This window comes from Pseudoalteromonas denitrificans DSM 6059, from assembly GCF_900112265.1.
Classification (GTDB): Bacteria; Pseudomonadota; Gammaproteobacteria; order Enterobacterales; family Alteromonadaceae; genus Pseudoalteromonas; species Pseudoalteromonas denitrificans.
Window position 1 is genome coordinate 105746 of record NZ_FOLO01000004.1, and the last position, 16737, is coordinate 122482.

The window sequence follows — 16737 nt, forward strand, 5'->3', positions numbered from 1 at the left end:
ATTAGCTCCTTAATATGCGATTTGTTATGAATTAGCCTTTGCTTCTTTATATTTCTTTTTGGCCGCTTTTTTTAATAATCCGCCTATGTTTTCACATGTACCTTTAGCAACTAATTTCCATTCACCAGGATCATTATCAACAGCAGCTTGACCTGCGCATGAATGTGTACCCGCTAAATTGGAACAATCATTTTGTGCCGCTTTCGCCACGCCATAACATTTCTCTTTTCCAGCAGCACTTGCTGGTGCTGAAAGACTCGCACTAAGTGCAACAGCTAATGCAGCACTGGCAATCATTTTTTTGTTATCCATCATTTACCCTTAAAATAAAATTTAATTAGCATCATAGTATTTGCCTTGTTAACCAAGTTTGAGTATCACTAAAGTTATGCGCACCCACTAGCCGAGTAACTTCCAATGATTTATTTAATAAAATAAGTGTTGGAGCAGCTCTGACATTAAACTTATTAACCATGTCAGGTCTGTCATCTACATCTATTTTTATTATTTTTATCTGCTCATTAAAAATGTCAGATTAATTTCTCATCACCGGCAACATGTGTTTGCATGGTGCGCACCATGAGGCACTGAAATAAATGAGTCCCCATGAATGCTCAAGACCAAATGCATCAAACTCGGATTTATAAAATTCTGTTTGCATATGAGCCTCTGTGCTTTTTTTTAATTACTCAGCATTTAGCTGTGCAATAGACACACCTTGAATACCAAACCAAACACGGTTTGCTGTTTCTAAATTACCAGATAAATCTGTTAACCATTTCTTCTGTACTGCTTTATTTAAATTAAGATATAACTTGCCTTCAACAACACGATAAGCCATAGGATCAACATCTAATTTTTTATTAAGTGCGGCGCCCATGGCACAAAAACCACCAAACTGTGGTGCATATTTTGCTGGATTTGCTTTAAATTTATCTCTGTTTTGCTCTGATGCAAATTGATAAATCGCGCTTTTATGTGTTGCCGTATAACTATGGCTACCTTTTGTTGGTTTATTTTTTGTGAAATATGACACGGCATCATATCCATGTAGTGCTAAATCATTTACACCCGCATTCACATCGATATCAGCTGCAAAACTGAAACTGCTCATAAGTAATCCACTTGCAAGTGTCACTGACTTGATCATTGTTGAAATATTCATATAAAAATCCTTAAATAATTGAAATACATTGTTGTTAAATTGTATGAGACATTCCCAACTCAGTTAAGTATGCTCTTTGGTGTTAGAGCTACTTTAACAAGTGTATTTTTATGAATGATTCAAATCGTCTTTTACTTGAAACACATCGTCTTTAGTTAATACATGTTTGAATTTTGTGATTGACCAGGTTTAAACTATCAAAACAAAAACGTATCATCTTTGGAAATAACATGGATAAACTGACTGATATTCTTAATAGCTTATCTTTTAATGCTGAGGTTTTTTTCTCTGGAAACTTATGTGGCGTGCAAAACTTAGGGGGATCTGAGAATAATAAAGGCCATCTACATTTATTAAAAGCTGGCACACTCACTCTAATGTGTGAAGAAGGTCATAAAGTCACTTTAGATAAACCAAGTGTGCTATTCATGCCCGGACCAACCAAACACAAAATTTTATCTAAAGAGTCACATGAAGCAGAACTTGTCTGTGTGGATATTGATTTTAATTCTGGCAGTAATACCCAACTAATTAATACATTACCCAAATTTTTATGCATAGATATCAATCAAGGGGATATTATAGGTAAAACTGCACATTGGTTATTTGAAGAGGCATTTAATGATGAATGTGGACGTCAAATAGTCATTAATAAATTATGTGATATTTTTTTAGTACAAATTTTAAGACATGTATTAAATGAAGGCTTAGTAAAACAAGGTATGCTAGCTGGACTTTCACACCCTCAAATATCAAACGTAATGTCACAACTAAAACAACAACCTGAAGATTCATGGACCATAGACTCAATGGCACACTTAGCGGGTATGTCTCGTTCAAAATTTGCTGCTTCTTTTAAAGATACCGTAGGCCAAGCACCTAATGATTACCTAATCGACTTACGTTTAAGCATTGCCAAAGACTTATTAAAACAAGATAAGTCTGTTGGTTTAGTTGCGAATAAGGTAGGTTATGAACACGGCTCAGCACTGGCGCGCGTATTTAGAAAAAAATTAGGTTTATCACCAAAAGAATGGTTAATAAAATTAAAAAAGTAGTCTGTCATTATTTAAAATAATTTAGCTACCTATACAAGCACAAAATCTACAATGTTAATATATAAAAAAACAAAGGACATTAAGTGGAAAAACAAGACTTTAATTATTATGCCAAATCAATTCTCACTGTATTAGGCAATGCTTACCCCTTTAGTAAAAAAATTGGCTTTGACGACATACATAAAGATGGCACTGCCACAAACGAGCAAATTAACTTACATAATAGCGTTATTGAGTTTCTTATAAGTGAAGGCTTGCTCAGATTATTACCTGTCGACTTTAACGTTTTATCTTATTATCAACTCACCCCAAATGGATTTTCTCTATTTTGTAAAAATGCATAATCGCAGCTAATAAATAACACTCAAAGCAAAAAATGATCAATGAAATCACTGCGTATAACTTACATCTGTCATCGCTAAAAATATAAACAAAAAAAGCCAGACATTGTCTGGCTTCATTTTGATAATTTTTACTATTGAAGTTGTTTTTTCTTTTCATAATCCTTTTTTTTTGACTTATTTTGTATTTTATTTTTCAAACTCGTTTTACCATCGGCGAGCTTTATATGCGTATCTCCCATCACCAATTCGGTTTCTTTTTTCATGCTATCGGCTAGTTGATTGTTCATATCTTTGGCTAAACTAACAAAGTCACGGGTTGCAGACTGTGTCATATCAAACTGACGGGCTTTTTCTGCCAACTCTTGAACATGGCGCTTTTCTTCATACGCCATTTGCGCCAGCTTAATGTCTTTTTCAATGTTATATTGTTTAACACGTTCTTCGCGCTCTCGCTCTCTGTCTTTAATGGCTTCATCTTCTTCTTTACCAACAGAAGCTTCTTTAATAACCATAATCAATGCCATGACAACTGGCGCTATCATACCCACAACTGGCGTAAAAGCTTCAACCTCAAGGTAATAGCCAGCTAAACATGTAATTAATACTAAAACGACAGTTGTAGGCATAGCCCATTTTCCCACCAGCACCATAACAACATCTTGCGGCATTTTAAATTTGGAGTCTGTTTTTATATGTTTATATTGAGCTGTGTCATGATCCTTATTCCTTTTTACAGTTTTAGTATTGCTATTACTGTGAGAAGTGTTCCGAGAGTTACTTTGAAGTTCTGACATAAGTCATCTCCTTAATAATTAAATACAAGTTAGGAGGGAGGAGAGACAAACTCTCCTTAATTGTCGTTAAGCAAGTAAATAACTTGCACAAGAAAAGGTAGGCATGAAGAAAAGATATTAAGAGATGTTATTTTATAAATTGATTCCCAATACGAACACCAAATGATGCCCCAACAGCTAAACCAAACATCCAACGATACCAGTCAGGAGTTTGTGACAAGTGCTCAAATCCCATATGCGCATATTGGGCAAATTCAGGAATAAAACACATTGCAAATGGAATAGACAATAACACAGTGAACCACTCATCTTTCCAGCTCGTTTTAGCCGCATCTGCTTGGCTATTTTCCCAATCATTAATGCGATTTATCTTTGCAATCGTTTTAGCTTGTTTTATTTTTTGATGACCAGAAATAACCTCTTTGACTAAACCACCTAAACTCATTAGTGCTTGTAACCACATAAACCCTCCTTATTCAATATTGAATGGGTTAAACCTGTTTGAGTACGAAATTGCGGTAGTAATTTGTCATTTTTTGCATCAATGGTTTCTTGATAAACTAACCCCCAACTCAACCAGTCTTTAAAATCGTTATTATCTATATGATTAATTAAATTAAGCGTAAACGAACACATAACCCCAGTAGCAGGAAGCTCAAATTGAGTTTGTAATTCTTTTATTAATACATTTAAATGGCCTTCTAACGCTGCTTTAAATAACAATTGAGCCGTGATTTGATCATCTATTTGATCAGCTCGAATTTGCTGCCATATCTCCACACAATATAGATTTTTAAATAAATAAAATAATTCTTTTTCACTAAAGCCATGTAATGATAATGACTGCCAACATTTTAAAGAGTCTATTTTGACTTCTGTTGCATATGAGTTTGATACTGTTGTGATTTCTTTTGTTGTTAAATGATTAAACGCCTTATTATAATCAGCCATTTTGTATTCCTCTTTGGGGGCTTTTTATAAAAGACGTAACAGGGAAAGATTTGTGAATAAAGAAACATGAAAAGCCGTCTCTTTTATTATTTTGAATTATGCGCATTTTATTCTTTTTTGTAACATACCCCCTGAGATAACAGCAGTTACAAGAGTTGCACTTAAATCTGCAACTCCTTTAAATCATTTAGTGACTGTATTCAAAAAGCTCGGTTCACCCTCAGAATAAATAATGGCTTTTATGTTAATATTTAATCCAGCAAAGGTGGGTTATAAATACCTAATAGGGATCCGTTTGAATACGTGTAATATCAAACATTATTTTTAATAATAAGTGATGTTTGTTATTCAATGGAATAGCTAAACTTTCAGTTACAGATGCCCTACTTTTACTAAAATGATAGTGTCTTGCTCAACGTATGGATTATGTGTGCTCAAATGAGGGCTTCTGATCCAAGTGCCTTTGGGATATCGACCATGCTCATCAATAAATTCACCACTTATAACATAAATTTCTTCACCGCCGATGTGCATATGCGGTGTAAAATGCGTACCATGAGGCCAATGAACTAGCGCTGTAGATTCACCTTCAAAGTTATGTAAAGGCATCACTTCTAAATTACCATTGCCAGGTAACCAAGGTGTATTATACGTATCGATCATGACGTGTTCAGTATCATCTTGTTTGAATTGGTGTAACTTTACCAATAATAAACAACCTTCTTTACTATAGGGCGCATGAATAAAACCCTCGGGATTTCTGAAATAACTCCCTGCCGTGTGATTACCACTTTCATCTGAAAATGTACCTTCTAATACTAAAATTTCTTCACCTAACGGGTGATCATGGCTTGAAAATTTAGCACCAGGTTCAAATTTCACAAGGCTTGTTGCATGACCTCGTTCAGCCTCTTCACGAGCAAGAAGCTTTCGCCATACACCTGCATGTGGACTTGCAATCCAATCCTGCTCATGTGTATTTATGACAACTCTTTTTGCAAAGTCCATGTTTAACATTTTTGCACCTTTTCTTTTAACTGTTTGATTCTGCTTTACGACACTGCCCTGCAATAAAAACAATAAATGGTACGCAATAGGTTAATATTGCAGGGATCCATTTTATTTGAGCACTTGCAAATAATGCATCAAATTGATTGATGATTAATAAAATACAGCTTACACATAAGGCGACAAACATTGTTTTTTATCATTTTTCAATCCACTTATCATGTAACTTTAGATGAATTTAAATATATAAAATTCATAATATCTTCTGACTCATACAGCCACTCATTTTCGCCACTGCACAAGACTCAGGGTATTCATCTGAAGCGGCTTTTAGTAAAGCATTTTAGCAATTTTTTGCTATCACGCCGGGCCAGGCCCGACATCACAGCTAATGAACTTTAGATTTTACCCTGTGATTGATGTTTATTTTCAATGGTTTAGTTACGCCCTGCAATCACGCCGCCATCAACATCCCAAATTGCGCCTGTGACCCAACTCGCTTGTTCTGATAATAAAAAGGTAATTGAATTTGCAACATCTTGTGCAGATCCTATTCTGCCAATAGGGTGAAAGTCATTAAACCCCGCTAAGGCAGTGTCTACTTCTTTTGCATCAATAAAAGATTCATAAATCGGTGTTTTAACCACAGCAGGTGAGACAGCATTGACACGAATATTATGCTCACTTAATTCCATGGCCATATGTTGAGTTAAAGCATGCAAACCCGCTTTAGCCATAGAATATGCCGATGATGGTGTGGCTTTTATTGCCTGTTTTGCCCACATAGAACCAATATTGACAATATTGCCGCCATTATTCGCTATCATATTTTTTGCAACAGCTTGCGAAATATTAAATGTTGCTTTATTTAGCGCCATATAAATTTCATAGTCACTATCGTCATGATCAATAAAGGCTTTAGGGCTAAAGTAACCAGCTGCATTGACTAAATAGCCAATTTTTGTATCGGATAATGCAATAAAGTTTTTTATTTTATCTATACCTGCTTGTTGATATAAATCAGCTGCTAATACAGATATTTTACCGTATTGTGATAATTCGTTTTGTGTTTTGCCTAACTTTTCTTCATTACGGCCAACAATAACAACTTCTATATTTTGCATTAATAATTGCTTTGCAGTTGCTTTACCCATACCGCTCGAACCACCAATAATAAGTGCAATGCCTGTTTGATTAAAGTTCATAATGTATTACTCCAAAATTAAATGATTATTTAAATAAATGTTTTGTTGATGCAGTAATATTAAATTAGAATTAGGGCTTAATAAAAGTAGGCACAAATTGGTTAGGTAAGCACTTTTTGGTACATATTTATGATTAATAAAGAAAAATTATTTTCAAGAAAATCACCACCAGCGCAATCTGCACGTATGGTAGAAACCATTATCGGCTGTAAGTGGTCTATAACTGTGTATCATTTATTACAAAATGACATTAATCGACCAGGTGAAATGGTTGCAAATGTTGAAGGTTTAACAACGAAAGTGCTTAATGCATGTTTGAAAAAAAATATAGAGTTTGGCATTTTACAAAGATTGGCTTTTAATGAGGTACCACCAAGAGTTGAATATAAAGTAACACCTTTCGGTGAAAAGTTTATTCATGTAATCGCGCAATTAGAAACTCTGCAAGCTGAGATAAATACTTGAATCAGCTGGTGTTTAAATGTTTGCTTTAAAACATGCTGATTAATATCAGCATATTCAGTTTTTAATTATAAATATCTATTTTCTAGATGAGTTTTGAAATAATTGGCGTTTAGCGTCTCTCCTGTGGCACTTTTAACCAGCTCATCTGTCGATAAAGAACTGCCTTTTGACCAAATGTTTTCACCCAACCATTTAAATATCGGACTGAAGTCTTTTTGTTCAATCGCACATGTTACATCACAGGCATTATTCATTGCTGACATAAACTGCGCCGCATACATAGCACCTAAGGTATACGATGGAAAATAACCAAATGAGCCATCTGTCCAATGAATATCTTGCATGCAGCCATTGGTATAATTTCCTTTAGTCGATAAACCCAAATAGCCTCGCATTTTTTGATCCCACAAGTCAGGTATATCTTTATACGTTATTACTCCATTCATTAAGTCACGTTCAATTTCATAACGTAAAATAACATGTGCAGGGTAAGTCACTTCATCGGCATCAACCCTAATAAAACCAGGAGATACTCGAGTATACAATTTATAGAAGTTATCATTTTCAAAAACAGTTGAATTTGCTTGTTCAAATGCAGCTCCAGCCATGGGTGCTAAGTGTTTTATAAATGCTTTACTTCGTCCTAACTGCATTTCAAAAAACAAACTTTGTGACTCATGTATTCCCATTGAACGCGCAGCGTCAACAGGTAATCCTCCGGTAGAACTTGGCAAGCCTTGTTCATAACGAGCATGCCCAGTTTCATGCACTATGCCCATTAGCGATTGTACAAAATCTTGATCATCGTAACGTGTGGTGATCCTGACATCTGAAGGTACGCCACCACAAAATGGGTGCATACTGACATCTAGCCGACCATGATTAAAATCAAAGCCTAACATTTTCATCACATCAAGACCTAGCTGCTTTTGTTGCGCCTCTGGATATACACCTTGAGGTGCTACAAAATGCTCACTTTGTTGTTTTTCATTAATTTTTTCAATTAAATCAGGCAACCAAGTTTTAACATTATTAAATAGAATATCGAGTGATTTAGTTGTTGTACCAGGTTCATATAAATCTAGCATAGCGTCATAGGGTGTTAACCCTGATGTTTGTGCACGAATTTGTGCTTCTTCTTGAGATAATGTAACTACTTTTGCAAAGTTCTTTGAAAAGCCTTGCCAGTCATTATCCCCTCTTTGTATACGCCAGTCATGTTCACATTTTGAGCCTACAAGAGATTTAGCCTGTACCAAACTCTCAGGTAATACACTGGCATGTTGCCATTGCCTTTTCATTTCTTTTAAACTTGCAGTGTGAGAACTTGATAACTCTTGATTTTTTGCATTTTCAAACCAATCTGCTAGTTGAGGTTCATTTAGTAGTTGATGAAGATGCACCGAAAGTTCAGCCATTGATTCAGCTCTTGCCTGATACCCACCACTTGGCATAACAGCAGCCTGATCCCAACCACAAATAGCCTCTAAATGTTTATAACGTGAGATTTTTTTAAAATGTGACACGAGTTTTTGATAGTCGTTCATCAATCGTCCTTTTACTGAATTAAAACAAAGGGAAAACCCTACTTTCATATAGTTTGATATTTATCATATCTATGTAGTGCAATAATACCAATTTAAAAATTATTGGCTTATTACCAAGTCAGTGTTGCGTTAGCATTTCAAGTTCTTCTAAATCAATAACAGCATGGCGAACAAATTCAACCTTTTTGTTTAACCTTTCTAATTCTATTTTTATAGATTTATTTTCAAGCATGAGGGTTTGAATACTATTTTTATAGCTTTCGCTTATATTTTGTAGTTCAGCCTGTACCGCTTGTTCAGACTCTATTTTCTTTTGCACATCTTTTGTTATATAAAATGTAATTCCAAAAAAAACCACCACAGATAAAAGTCGACCTATCGCATCCGATAGAGTGTAAAAAACATTTTCACCTTTAAATTTATAATAATTTTTAGCAATTTTATACACCCAATAACTGGCTGTTATAATTATACTAGCCACATATAAATCAACAAAGTAACTACTGGTTACTATTTTATATGTAAATTCTCTTAAGAAATAGAGCATCAATCCTAAAAAGGTGCTCCAACTTAGTGAAAGTTTTAATGGCATCGTGAATAAACTAAAGATGGATTTACTTTTCTCTTCTTTTTCGGGCATATTTTTCTTTACGGTATAGGGGATTAATTGTTATTTATTATCAAAAATAAATGAGCCGAGAACCTCTCTTTCAGCTCATGAACTTAATTTATTTTGAAGTTTTATTCATATAATCAAGGGTTAAATTACTCATTACTTGAACACCGAGTTTTAAGCCCGCATCGTCTATTACAAAATCAGGTGTATGGTGCCCTGGCGCTTCAGACTCTGGCGTCTCTTTTGTTTTGCCACCAACAAATAAATATAATCCAGGCACTTCTTTTTGAAAAAATGAAAAATCTTCAGCACCCATTACTGCATTTACTAATTTAATATTATCGCTGCCAGCCGTCTTTACTAATGTCGGTAACATTTCATCCATAAGTTTAGGATCATTATAAGTAACAGGATAATTAAACCCATCTGGTAATTTTACATCTACTTCGGCATTCATGCTTTGTGCGATTGACGTTGCCTTACGGCGCACGGCCTCTAAAATATGGGTGCGCATATCTGAATTTAGAGTTCTGATAGTGCCGACTAATTCAACTTCCTCAGGAATGATATTTGAGCGATTTCCACCATGAATACTGCCCACTGAAATAACCGCAGCATTATCGATAAGTTTAAGCTCTCGGCTCACTATTGTTTGTAGCCCCATGATAATTTGTGCTGACGTTACAATAGGATCAACACTTAACCAAGGGTAAGCACCATGAGACTGCTTGCCTTTAATTGTAATTTTAAACGGATCTACCGCAGCCATTATGCCACCAGAACGATACTTTATCGTACCAACATCTGTTTGAGAATTAATATGAATACCAAAAATAACATCAACATCAGGTGATTTTAATACGCCTTCTTTCACCATAAGTTCAGCCCCACCCGACTCTCCAGCTGGTGCTCCCTCTTCAGCTGGCTGAAAAATAAATTTAACCTTTCCTTTTAACTCACCTTTCATTTTTACTAAAATTTCAGCCACACCCATTAACATGGCAGCATGTGTATCATGGCCACAAGCATGCATCACACCCACTTCTTTACCATTGTATTGTGTTGTTACTGTAGAAGCGAAAGGCACTTCCGCTCGCTCAGTAATAGGCAAAGCATCAATATCAGCACGTAATGCAACCACAGGCCCAGGTTTTCCACTATCTAATATTGCAACAACACCTGTATGGGCTATTCCTGTTTGTACTTCTAAACCAAGTTTATTAAGGTGATCACTAATGTATTTTGCAGTTTTAAATTCACGATTTGATAATTCTGGATTTTGATGAAAATGATGACGCCAATTTATAACATCTTGTTCAATTGAATGTGAGAGTGTTTCGACTCTTTGTGTACTTTCTTGTTTTTTTGCGTATAAATTTGCACTAAACATAGTGCACATACATAAAGAAATCAGTGTTTTTTTCATTAAGTAACTCCAAGGAAAGCATTATTATTGTTTTGCCTTGAGTTTACCCTATGAAACACAGTTTTAAAAATGTGTATCAAGGGCACTGAAAGTGAGTTCGTATTGCCCTTGCTGACATATAGCATTTTTAAGTTTATAATCGCTCCAACCGGAACTGTATTTTTACATTAACTGCCATCAGCGATGATCCTAAGCTCTGGATGTACAGATAAGCTAATATTTGTTCGTGCAAAACCAATTCTGCGAGGAAGGCTATTAGGCACCTCTAGCGGTTGATTACCTATATCAATTTCAACCTCAAAATGAAATCGGTCCGGATTTTCAGGCGCGTGATTTTTTTTAGAAAAGAAAAAAACAGGACTGCCTCCAGCTCCCCACCGAACACCTTTTTGTAATTCAAATGAAGCTCCAGGAATATTTTTCCAAACACGATTTGGATTTTTATATTGGTATCTTTGCCTGATATTTATTGTATTGCCCATAGATAAAGGCCATCGGACAATATAAACAGGATTATTGGTTGAATGTTCATCACCTATTTCGCACCCTGTTGTACCATCTTGGGGCTGATAAAAATCTTGGGGAACATTTGCTAATAAATTATTAAAAGGAGGCATATGCGCACGAGAACCTGGATACCAAACACGTTCTCTTGTTAAGCAATGATTATCTAATACTGCACTGCGTTCGCCATTTGTACTATTCATTGTAAATTCATGATTGAATAAATACCTACCATTTGGCACCATTACATGACCATTAGTCCCCCTAAAACCGGTTGTTTCTACTGAGAATCCACGATAATTCATAACGCAACCACTTGGCCGTGCAAAGCTGTCAATATCTAATGCAGTTCCTAGATATTCAAGTGCCTGTCTATATTTAGTTAATTTTGGTGTAGGTAATGCAATAACTAAATTCTCAATATTGGTTGTAGTTACTGCATTTATATTTCTAAATGCAGTTGATCCATTTTCATTTCCACCTAAAAGCAAAATAATATTGTTAAGACTCGATGCAGATTGTCTAAAACTTCTATCAGCCGCATTAACAAATCTCATAAATGTCACCATAGACATTTGTGCCATATTTAATTCCTATTTATTTTTAATAATACATTTTTAAATTTTATTCATACCGACTACAGAAACAACACGCTATAACGGGAACAACAAAAATACAATATAAAAACTATAAAATTAATCACTCAATGCACTTGATTTATCCATATTTACGTCTACTTTTTTGGGGACGAAAGCGTTTCTTTTAAAAATTTATAAAGGAATATTAAAATGAAATTTGATTTCACAGCAACATCTGCAATAAAAGTTTTACCCCCAGGCTTTAAATACATAAGCCAAGATAATTTTTATATCGCCAACCTTAATAATCAAGACACGACACCACCCATTAATTACCTTTTTTCTGACAGTGCAACCTCATGCATTATTGTAATTGTTGAAGGAAAAGATAAAGATAACAATCCATTAGTTGCAATGGCACACTTAAGTCGCAAAGAAAGATTTTTAGCTTTTTTTGAAAAAGTATCCACATCTTTTTATGGAAAAACATCAGTATTTGCACAAGGTGCAAATCCGGCAAATGCACCTGCTTCCATTGAAAACGCTTTAACTTTAATCTCTTGGGTTAATGAAAATAAACAAAATAAAGCAACGCAGCAATGGTTTATCGAACAAGTCAGTTTATCTGTTGGGCAAGGCAACCCTCAAGAAGATGACAGAGGTTGTTTTGGTATTAATTTATCAAATATGACTGTCAGTAACCAAAGGTTTTTAATGACAGATTTAGAACGTGATCCCTCAGGTGGCAGTCAAACATTATTTTGTGTTTTTGGCTTAAAAGTAGAGCCTCAAGTTATATTACCAGAAGCAGGGAGCAGCTTTACGCAAGCACAACTCAATTTATTAGTTGCTAAAGCACACTCTGAACAATGGACCGACATTTTGTATATGACCAAAGATGAAGTGCTGAATAAATATTCATCCACGCCTCAATATGAAGCCCCTTGGTTTTTTTCAAGCTTAAGAGATTCAGCACTGTATGTAAAAAACTTCCAACAATAATTCACTTAAAAGGATTTAAACTATGTGTACTATTGGCACAATTATAAATAACCACACAAATATCAGTTTTAAGCAATGCGATTTAGAAGTATTAACTGACTTTATTCAACCCGAAATCTGTAACGGTTCGGGTGATATTCTTTATTTACCATTTACTCGCACTGGCAGTAAAGGTGCTTGGGCAGGAGTAAATAATTTTGGTGTATCATTTGTTGCTGCGGATTCTTACTTAGCAAAAAATGGTTTATTAACATCAGTTGATCAGGATATTTTTGCAGCATACACCAAAATTATTTCTCAGTATAAAACAGCAAAAGATGCCGCTGAATATATGGTCAGTTTTTACAAAACTTTTATGCAGCCTGATATTTTATTAATAAGTGATGCGCAATCGAGTTATTTCATCGAAGCTAATCAAGGTTCAGTTGAATGTATAGAACGTAAACAAGGTCACTTTGCATCAACAAACCATTTTAGAATATTACCTGACGCTGTAGATTATCAGCAAAATCATAGTACTTATTTAAGATTACAAAGAGCTGAATCAATTTTAGAACATACTCCCACTAATTCAGGAGTATTTAATGTTTTAAGCGACCAATATTTTGGTAAAACGGTATTATCTGTTTGCCGAGTAAACGAACAAACCCCAGTACAAGAAGCTCCTTATTTTACACAAGCTACGGCCATTTTTTATGCTGATGGAAAAACAGTTAGTTGTGCATATCAATTAAACGGTAATCCAAATACCAATTTTTATACCGTCATAAATGATGTATTTGGTCAAAGTAAAACAACATTTGACTTAAATAAAGAACAAGCAAGTAAAGCTTTAATTCAATAACGGATACTTTTTAAAATCTAATTTAATACATGGAGTAATAAATATGAAACTTGGCATTTTATACACAGGTGGCACCATTGGCTGTATCGGTAATCCTTTATCACCTATGACATTAAGTGAATTTAAAACAGCATTTAATAATATTATCACCCCTATCATTATCAGTGAACATAGTGACTTTGAGGTCGACTTTATTGATTTTGGTTCATCACTCGATAGCACTAATTTACAACCAAGTAATTGGTGTGACATGGCAAAAGATATACTTGAAAATTATGATACTTATGGTGGGTTTATGGTTTTACATGGTACAGATACCATGGCCTGGACAGCATCGGCTTTATCATTTTTATTAACCGGATTAGATAGTAGTGGCAATGCAAATGCAGTTTTAAGTAAACCGGTTATTGTGACAGGCGCACAGTTACCATTATTTTGTGAAGGCGCGGATATTTCAGACTTGAGCTTACTGTATAATACCGATGCTTTTCAAAATGTATGTGGTGCAATAGAATCTATTTATTCTGGCGTGCCTGAAGTTGGGTTGTATTTTGATAATAAATTACTGCGAGGTAATCGTACAATCAAAACAAATGCCAGTGAATTTGATGCCTTTTCTACACCTAATTTATCTGCTTTGGGGGAATATGGTGTTGAGTTTAAATTAAATAATCAATATATAAAGCCAGCCCCTGTTACTCAGGCTGTGTCATTAGAACAAACAAGTGTTCAGGCATTATTAAGCGAGCAGCTCACTTATATCACCAGTAACATAAATAACTCTACTGTCATTCCTTTTAATTCTTACCCCGCTTTTTATGATGATACCAGTTCTCCAAATACCAGCATACTGGCAAATATGCTAAATGCATGTATCGATCAAGGCGTTAATGGCTTGGTTTTAGAGTCATATGGTGAAGGGAATTTCCCATCAGGTAACCCAGATAGTCCAACTGATGGTGCAATATATCAGGCGCTTGAGCAAGCGCATGAAAATAATACTGTTATTTTAGATTGTACTCAAGTGATTGCTGGTACAGTTAATTCTACCGCTTATGAGTCTGGTTCCTGGTTAAGCTCTGTTGGCAGCGTTGGTAGTTATGACATGACACCTATTGCAGGTTTAACCAAGCTCATAATCTTAGATGCATTAAAAAATTACAGTACGAACAACTGGCAACAAGCAGATATTGAAACTTTATTGCAAAGTAATATTGCCGGTGAAATCATGAATGTAAATGTTTTAGATTGCAGAGAAAACAGTACGCTTATTGCCGGAGAGTCTATTAGTACGCTTGACGGTGGTATAACCTTAATCAATGATTACGACAAAGGCCCATTATTATTAGACTCAGGTAATAATACATTATGGCAAGCAATAGATAATCCTATTGCAGACGATATGCCCGGACGATTAATTATGCAATCTGATGGTAATTTAGTCTTTTATAATAGCTCTAACACTGCGACTTACGCATCTGATACAGTGCAAACCTCCCCTGCGACCTCTAAATTAATTTTATCTGGTGACAGCACTTCAGGTGTTTCTTTGTACGTGTATTACTACGCAAAAAATGTTGTGACTAAAACACTCTTTACGAACCAATCTTAATTATTTAAAAGTTGAAAAGGAAATCCAATGAAAAATATTAAAAGTGCATTCAAATTTAAAGGCATGGTTCATAGCGACAATCAATTTCATCACCCTTTAAATGAGCAAATTGAATCCATAGCACCAAGTTATATCACTGTTCCGGGAGGTAAACATATCGCACAATACGCACCTACAGTCCAAGGTGAGTCAATTGACTATGACCCTGCAAAAAACTGTCAAGGCAGTTTTATGTCTTATAAGTTTCAAGTACATAATAATTGTTATAACTACTCCTGTAATGTTGCTACTAATTCATTTGCACAACCAGGGAGAAAGCACGGGTTATTTTTAGGTGCACCTACAGGTGAATGGGTGGTTGATGGTGCTCGTCAGGATGGTTTAGAGTATGTTGGTAATTGTCTGTCACAAGTGAGGGACCATGCATCTAATGCTCCCGAAGGCCATTACGTTGCACTTCTAATATCCCCGGCAGATCAGTCCGTTGGTTGGCCGGGTGATTATCACTGGGTGCGCTGTGATGATAACGTGAGCCTAAATACCTGGTCACAAAAAGATGGAGGCGATCAAGTGACTAATTTTGACTTTGCAGGTAATGCAATTGTTAACCCTCAAGAAGCTAATTGGGTTGTAAACCAAGGTCCAATGAAACAAGATGATCCTAATGATATCATTGTAACTTATGATTTTTATGGGTATTTATTTGTACCAAAAGGAAAAATAGATATTATTTAATGTATGTAGGTTTATTTAATTTTTATTATCAAAAACGTGCGTTTAAAGTAATAAACGCACGTTTTATTGTTAAATTAATATTTTACTACTGCTCAATACAAAGAAGTGATTTTTTCACACTGCAATAATCGAAGCTAAAATACGATCGTTCTACTAAATCCAACAAATCAATATGAGAACTAGCATCTCCTAGGGCAGACTCGGATTCTGTTGACCAATTCTCACAGTTCTTATTACTTCTGTACATTGCATCACTGCCAGTCCAAGTTTTATGTTCAACTCCAATTTGTATCGCACCATATTCATTCATTAAATGCCCTCCATTTGGCGCTGCAAGCTTTTCTATACCATTTTTCAGCCTAGCAGAAGTGGTTAACGGCTGGAGAAAAGTATCAACATACAAAGTATTAGATTCATGTAATGCAGCGGTAATTTCTTGTACATCATCGGCGAGTAGTGCTTTATAAGAAGCTGAAGGTGCGATTGAATAGGGACTATTAGCAACCGTTTGACAAATTTGATTAGCACCTGATATTCCGCCTAAATTACCAGAGTAGGTTTGTGATGTAACAAATATGACCTTCTGTAGCAAAGCAGCCAGTTTAGCAGGCAAGTAACTTCGCCCATCTTTCCCATTAATGCCTGGTGCCCCGTCTCGACCATTTAAACCGTTAGTACCGTCGATGCCATTAATACCGTCTTTTCCTGCAATTCCATTAATACCATTTTTTCCATTTAAACCATCATTTCCATTAAAACCGTTAGCACCATCTCTTCCTGCTGTACCATCTTTGCCATCTAAACCGTTAGCACCATCTCTTCCTGCTATACCGTCTTTGCCATCTAGACCGTTAGTGCCATCTTTTCCTGCTATACCGTCTTT

General features: G+C 35.3%; 20 protein-coding genes and 1 pseudogene. 7 read left to right on the top strand and 14 right to left on the bottom strand.

Translation table 11 applies throughout. From position 1 onward, the window contains the following. Positions 1-24: 24 nt before the first annotated feature. From BM088_RS04135 to BM088_RS04150, 3 genes and pseudogenes are all read right to left on the bottom strand, one after another. Positions 25-312, bottom strand: a complete 288-nt coding sequence (locus BM088_RS04135; RefSeq protein WP_091980250.1) for a BufA1 family periplasmic bufferin-type metallophore — start codon at positions 310-312, stop codon at positions 25-27. Positions 313-343: 31 nt separating this feature from the next. Next, a pseudogene (locus BM088_RS28050) lies at positions 344-661 on the bottom strand (thioredoxin family protein). 24 nt (positions 662-685) lie between these two features. Next, positions 686-1165 (bottom strand): YHS domain-containing (seleno)protein, encoded by a 480-nt coding sequence (locus tag BM088_RS04150; protein WP_091980255.1) that lies wholly within the window; start codon positions 1163-1165, stop codon positions 686-688. A gap of 230 nt (positions 1166-1395) precedes the next feature. Here BM088_RS04150 and BM088_RS04155 point away from each other — a divergent pair, with 230 nt between their 5' ends. Then, the gene (locus tag BM088_RS04155; RefSeq protein ID WP_091980257.1) at positions 1396-2223 is read left to right on the top strand and encodes an AraC family transcriptional regulator; all 828 of its coding nucleotides are present in this window, start codon (positions 1396-1398) and stop codon (positions 2221-2223) included. 83 nt (positions 2224-2306) lie between these two features. Further along, on the top strand, positions 2307-2567 hold the full coding sequence (locus BM088_RS04160) for a hypothetical protein (protein ID WP_091980258.1): 261 nt from the start codon (positions 2307-2309) through the stop codon (positions 2565-2567). 131 nt (positions 2568-2698) lie between these two features. Here BM088_RS04160 and BM088_RS04165 read toward each other — a convergent pair whose 3' ends face one another. The 6 genes from BM088_RS04165 to BM088_RS04185 form a co-directional block, all read right to left on the bottom strand. Then, a complete protein-coding gene (locus BM088_RS04165) occupies positions 2699-3361 on the bottom strand; it encodes a hypothetical protein (RefSeq protein WP_091980260.1) in 663 nt (220 codons plus the stop codon). A gap of 127 nt (positions 3362-3488) precedes the next feature. Beyond that, on the bottom strand, positions 3489-3824 hold the full coding sequence (locus tag BM088_RS04170; RefSeq protein ID WP_091980264.1) for a hypothetical protein: 336 nt from the start codon (positions 3822-3824) through the stop codon (positions 3489-3491). Then, entirely contained in the window at positions 3806-4312 is a 507-nt protein-coding gene (locus BM088_RS04175; protein ID WP_091980268.1) for a hypothetical protein, read from the bottom strand. The genes BM088_RS04170 and BM088_RS04175 overlap by 19 nt, the downstream gene beginning before the upstream one ends. A 372-nt stretch (positions 4313-4684) precedes the next feature. Continuing rightward, a complete protein-coding gene (locus tag BM088_RS04180) occupies positions 4685-5329 on the bottom strand; it encodes a cupin domain-containing protein (RefSeq protein WP_091980272.1) in 645 nt (214 codons plus the stop codon). A gap of 16 nt (positions 5330-5345) precedes the next feature. Continuing rightward, positions 5346-5510 carry a nitrate/nitrite transporter NrtS gene (gene nrtS, locus BM088_RS26960; protein WP_143085034.1) on the bottom strand — a complete coding sequence of 55 codons (165 nt, stop codon included), beginning with the start codon at positions 5508-5510 and terminating at the stop codon, positions 5346-5348. A gap of 247 nt (positions 5511-5757) precedes the next feature. Next, positions 5758-6525 carry an SDR family NAD(P)-dependent oxidoreductase gene (locus BM088_RS04185; RefSeq protein WP_091980276.1) on the bottom strand — a complete coding sequence of 256 codons (768 nt, stop codon included), beginning with the start codon at positions 6523-6525 and terminating at the stop codon, positions 5758-5760. A gap of 129 nt (positions 6526-6654) precedes the next feature. On the opposite strand from BM088_RS04185, the gene BM088_RS04190 reads away from it, so the two are divergent. After that, entirely contained in the window at positions 6655-6990 is a 336-nt protein-coding gene (locus BM088_RS04190; RefSeq protein ID WP_091980281.1) for a winged helix-turn-helix transcriptional regulator, read from the top strand. A gap of 65 nt (positions 6991-7055) precedes the next feature. Here BM088_RS04190 and BM088_RS04195 read toward each other — a convergent pair whose 3' ends face one another. The 4 genes from BM088_RS04195 to BM088_RS04210 all read right to left on the bottom strand — a co-directional run bounded on the left by BM088_RS04195 (position 7056) and on the right by BM088_RS04210 (position 11667). After that, positions 7056-8537 carry a carboxypeptidase M32 gene (locus BM088_RS04195; protein ID WP_091980285.1) on the bottom strand — a complete coding sequence of 494 codons (1482 nt, stop codon included), beginning with the start codon at positions 8535-8537 and terminating at the stop codon, positions 7056-7058. Positions 8538-8655: 118 nt separating this feature from the next. Further along, a complete protein-coding gene (locus BM088_RS04200; RefSeq protein ID WP_091980290.1) occupies positions 8656-9177 on the bottom strand; it encodes a hypothetical protein in 522 nt (173 codons plus the stop codon). An 88-nt stretch (positions 9178-9265) separates the two neighbouring features. Further along, entirely contained in the window at positions 9266-10552 is a 1287-nt protein-coding gene (locus tag BM088_RS04205) for an amidohydrolase (RefSeq protein ID WP_425439274.1), read from the bottom strand. 194 nt (positions 10553-10746) lie between these two features. Beyond that, the gene (locus tag BM088_RS04210; RefSeq protein WP_091980297.1) at positions 10747-11667 is read right to left on the bottom strand and encodes a hypothetical protein; all 921 of its coding nucleotides are present in this window, start codon (positions 11665-11667) and stop codon (positions 10747-10749) included. Between the two features lie 204 nt (positions 11668-11871). On the opposite strand from BM088_RS04210, the gene BM088_RS04215 reads away from it, so the two are divergent. From BM088_RS04215 to BM088_RS04230, 4 genes are read left to right on the top strand one after another with little or no spacing between them, the layout of a single operon-like run. Beyond that, positions 11872-12663 (top strand): hypothetical protein, encoded by a 792-nt coding sequence (locus tag BM088_RS04215; protein WP_091980301.1) that lies wholly within the window; start codon positions 11872-11874, stop codon positions 12661-12663. Positions 12664-12685: 22 nt separating this feature from the next. Beyond that, entirely contained in the window at positions 12686-13507 is an 822-nt protein-coding gene (locus BM088_RS04220) for a carcinine hydrolase/isopenicillin-N N-acyltransferase family protein (protein WP_091980305.1), read from the top strand. A gap of 43 nt (positions 13508-13550) precedes the next feature. Then, positions 13551-15119, top strand: coding sequence for an asparaginase domain-containing protein (locus tag BM088_RS04225; RefSeq protein ID WP_091980309.1), 1569 nt, complete (start codon positions 13551-13553; stop codon positions 15117-15119). A 27-nt stretch (positions 15120-15146) separates the two neighbouring features. Continuing rightward, complete coding sequence (locus BM088_RS04230) at positions 15147-15854, top strand: hypothetical protein (protein ID WP_091980313.1); 708 nt, start codon at positions 15147-15149, stop codon at positions 15852-15854. An 85-nt stretch (positions 15855-15939) separates the two neighbouring features. On the opposite strand, the gene BM088_RS27115 is transcribed toward BM088_RS04230, so the two are convergent. After that, positions 15940-16737 (bottom strand): DUF1554 domain-containing protein (locus tag BM088_RS27115; protein WP_177207948.1); only part of this gene is annotated, 798 nt, incomplete at its 5' end.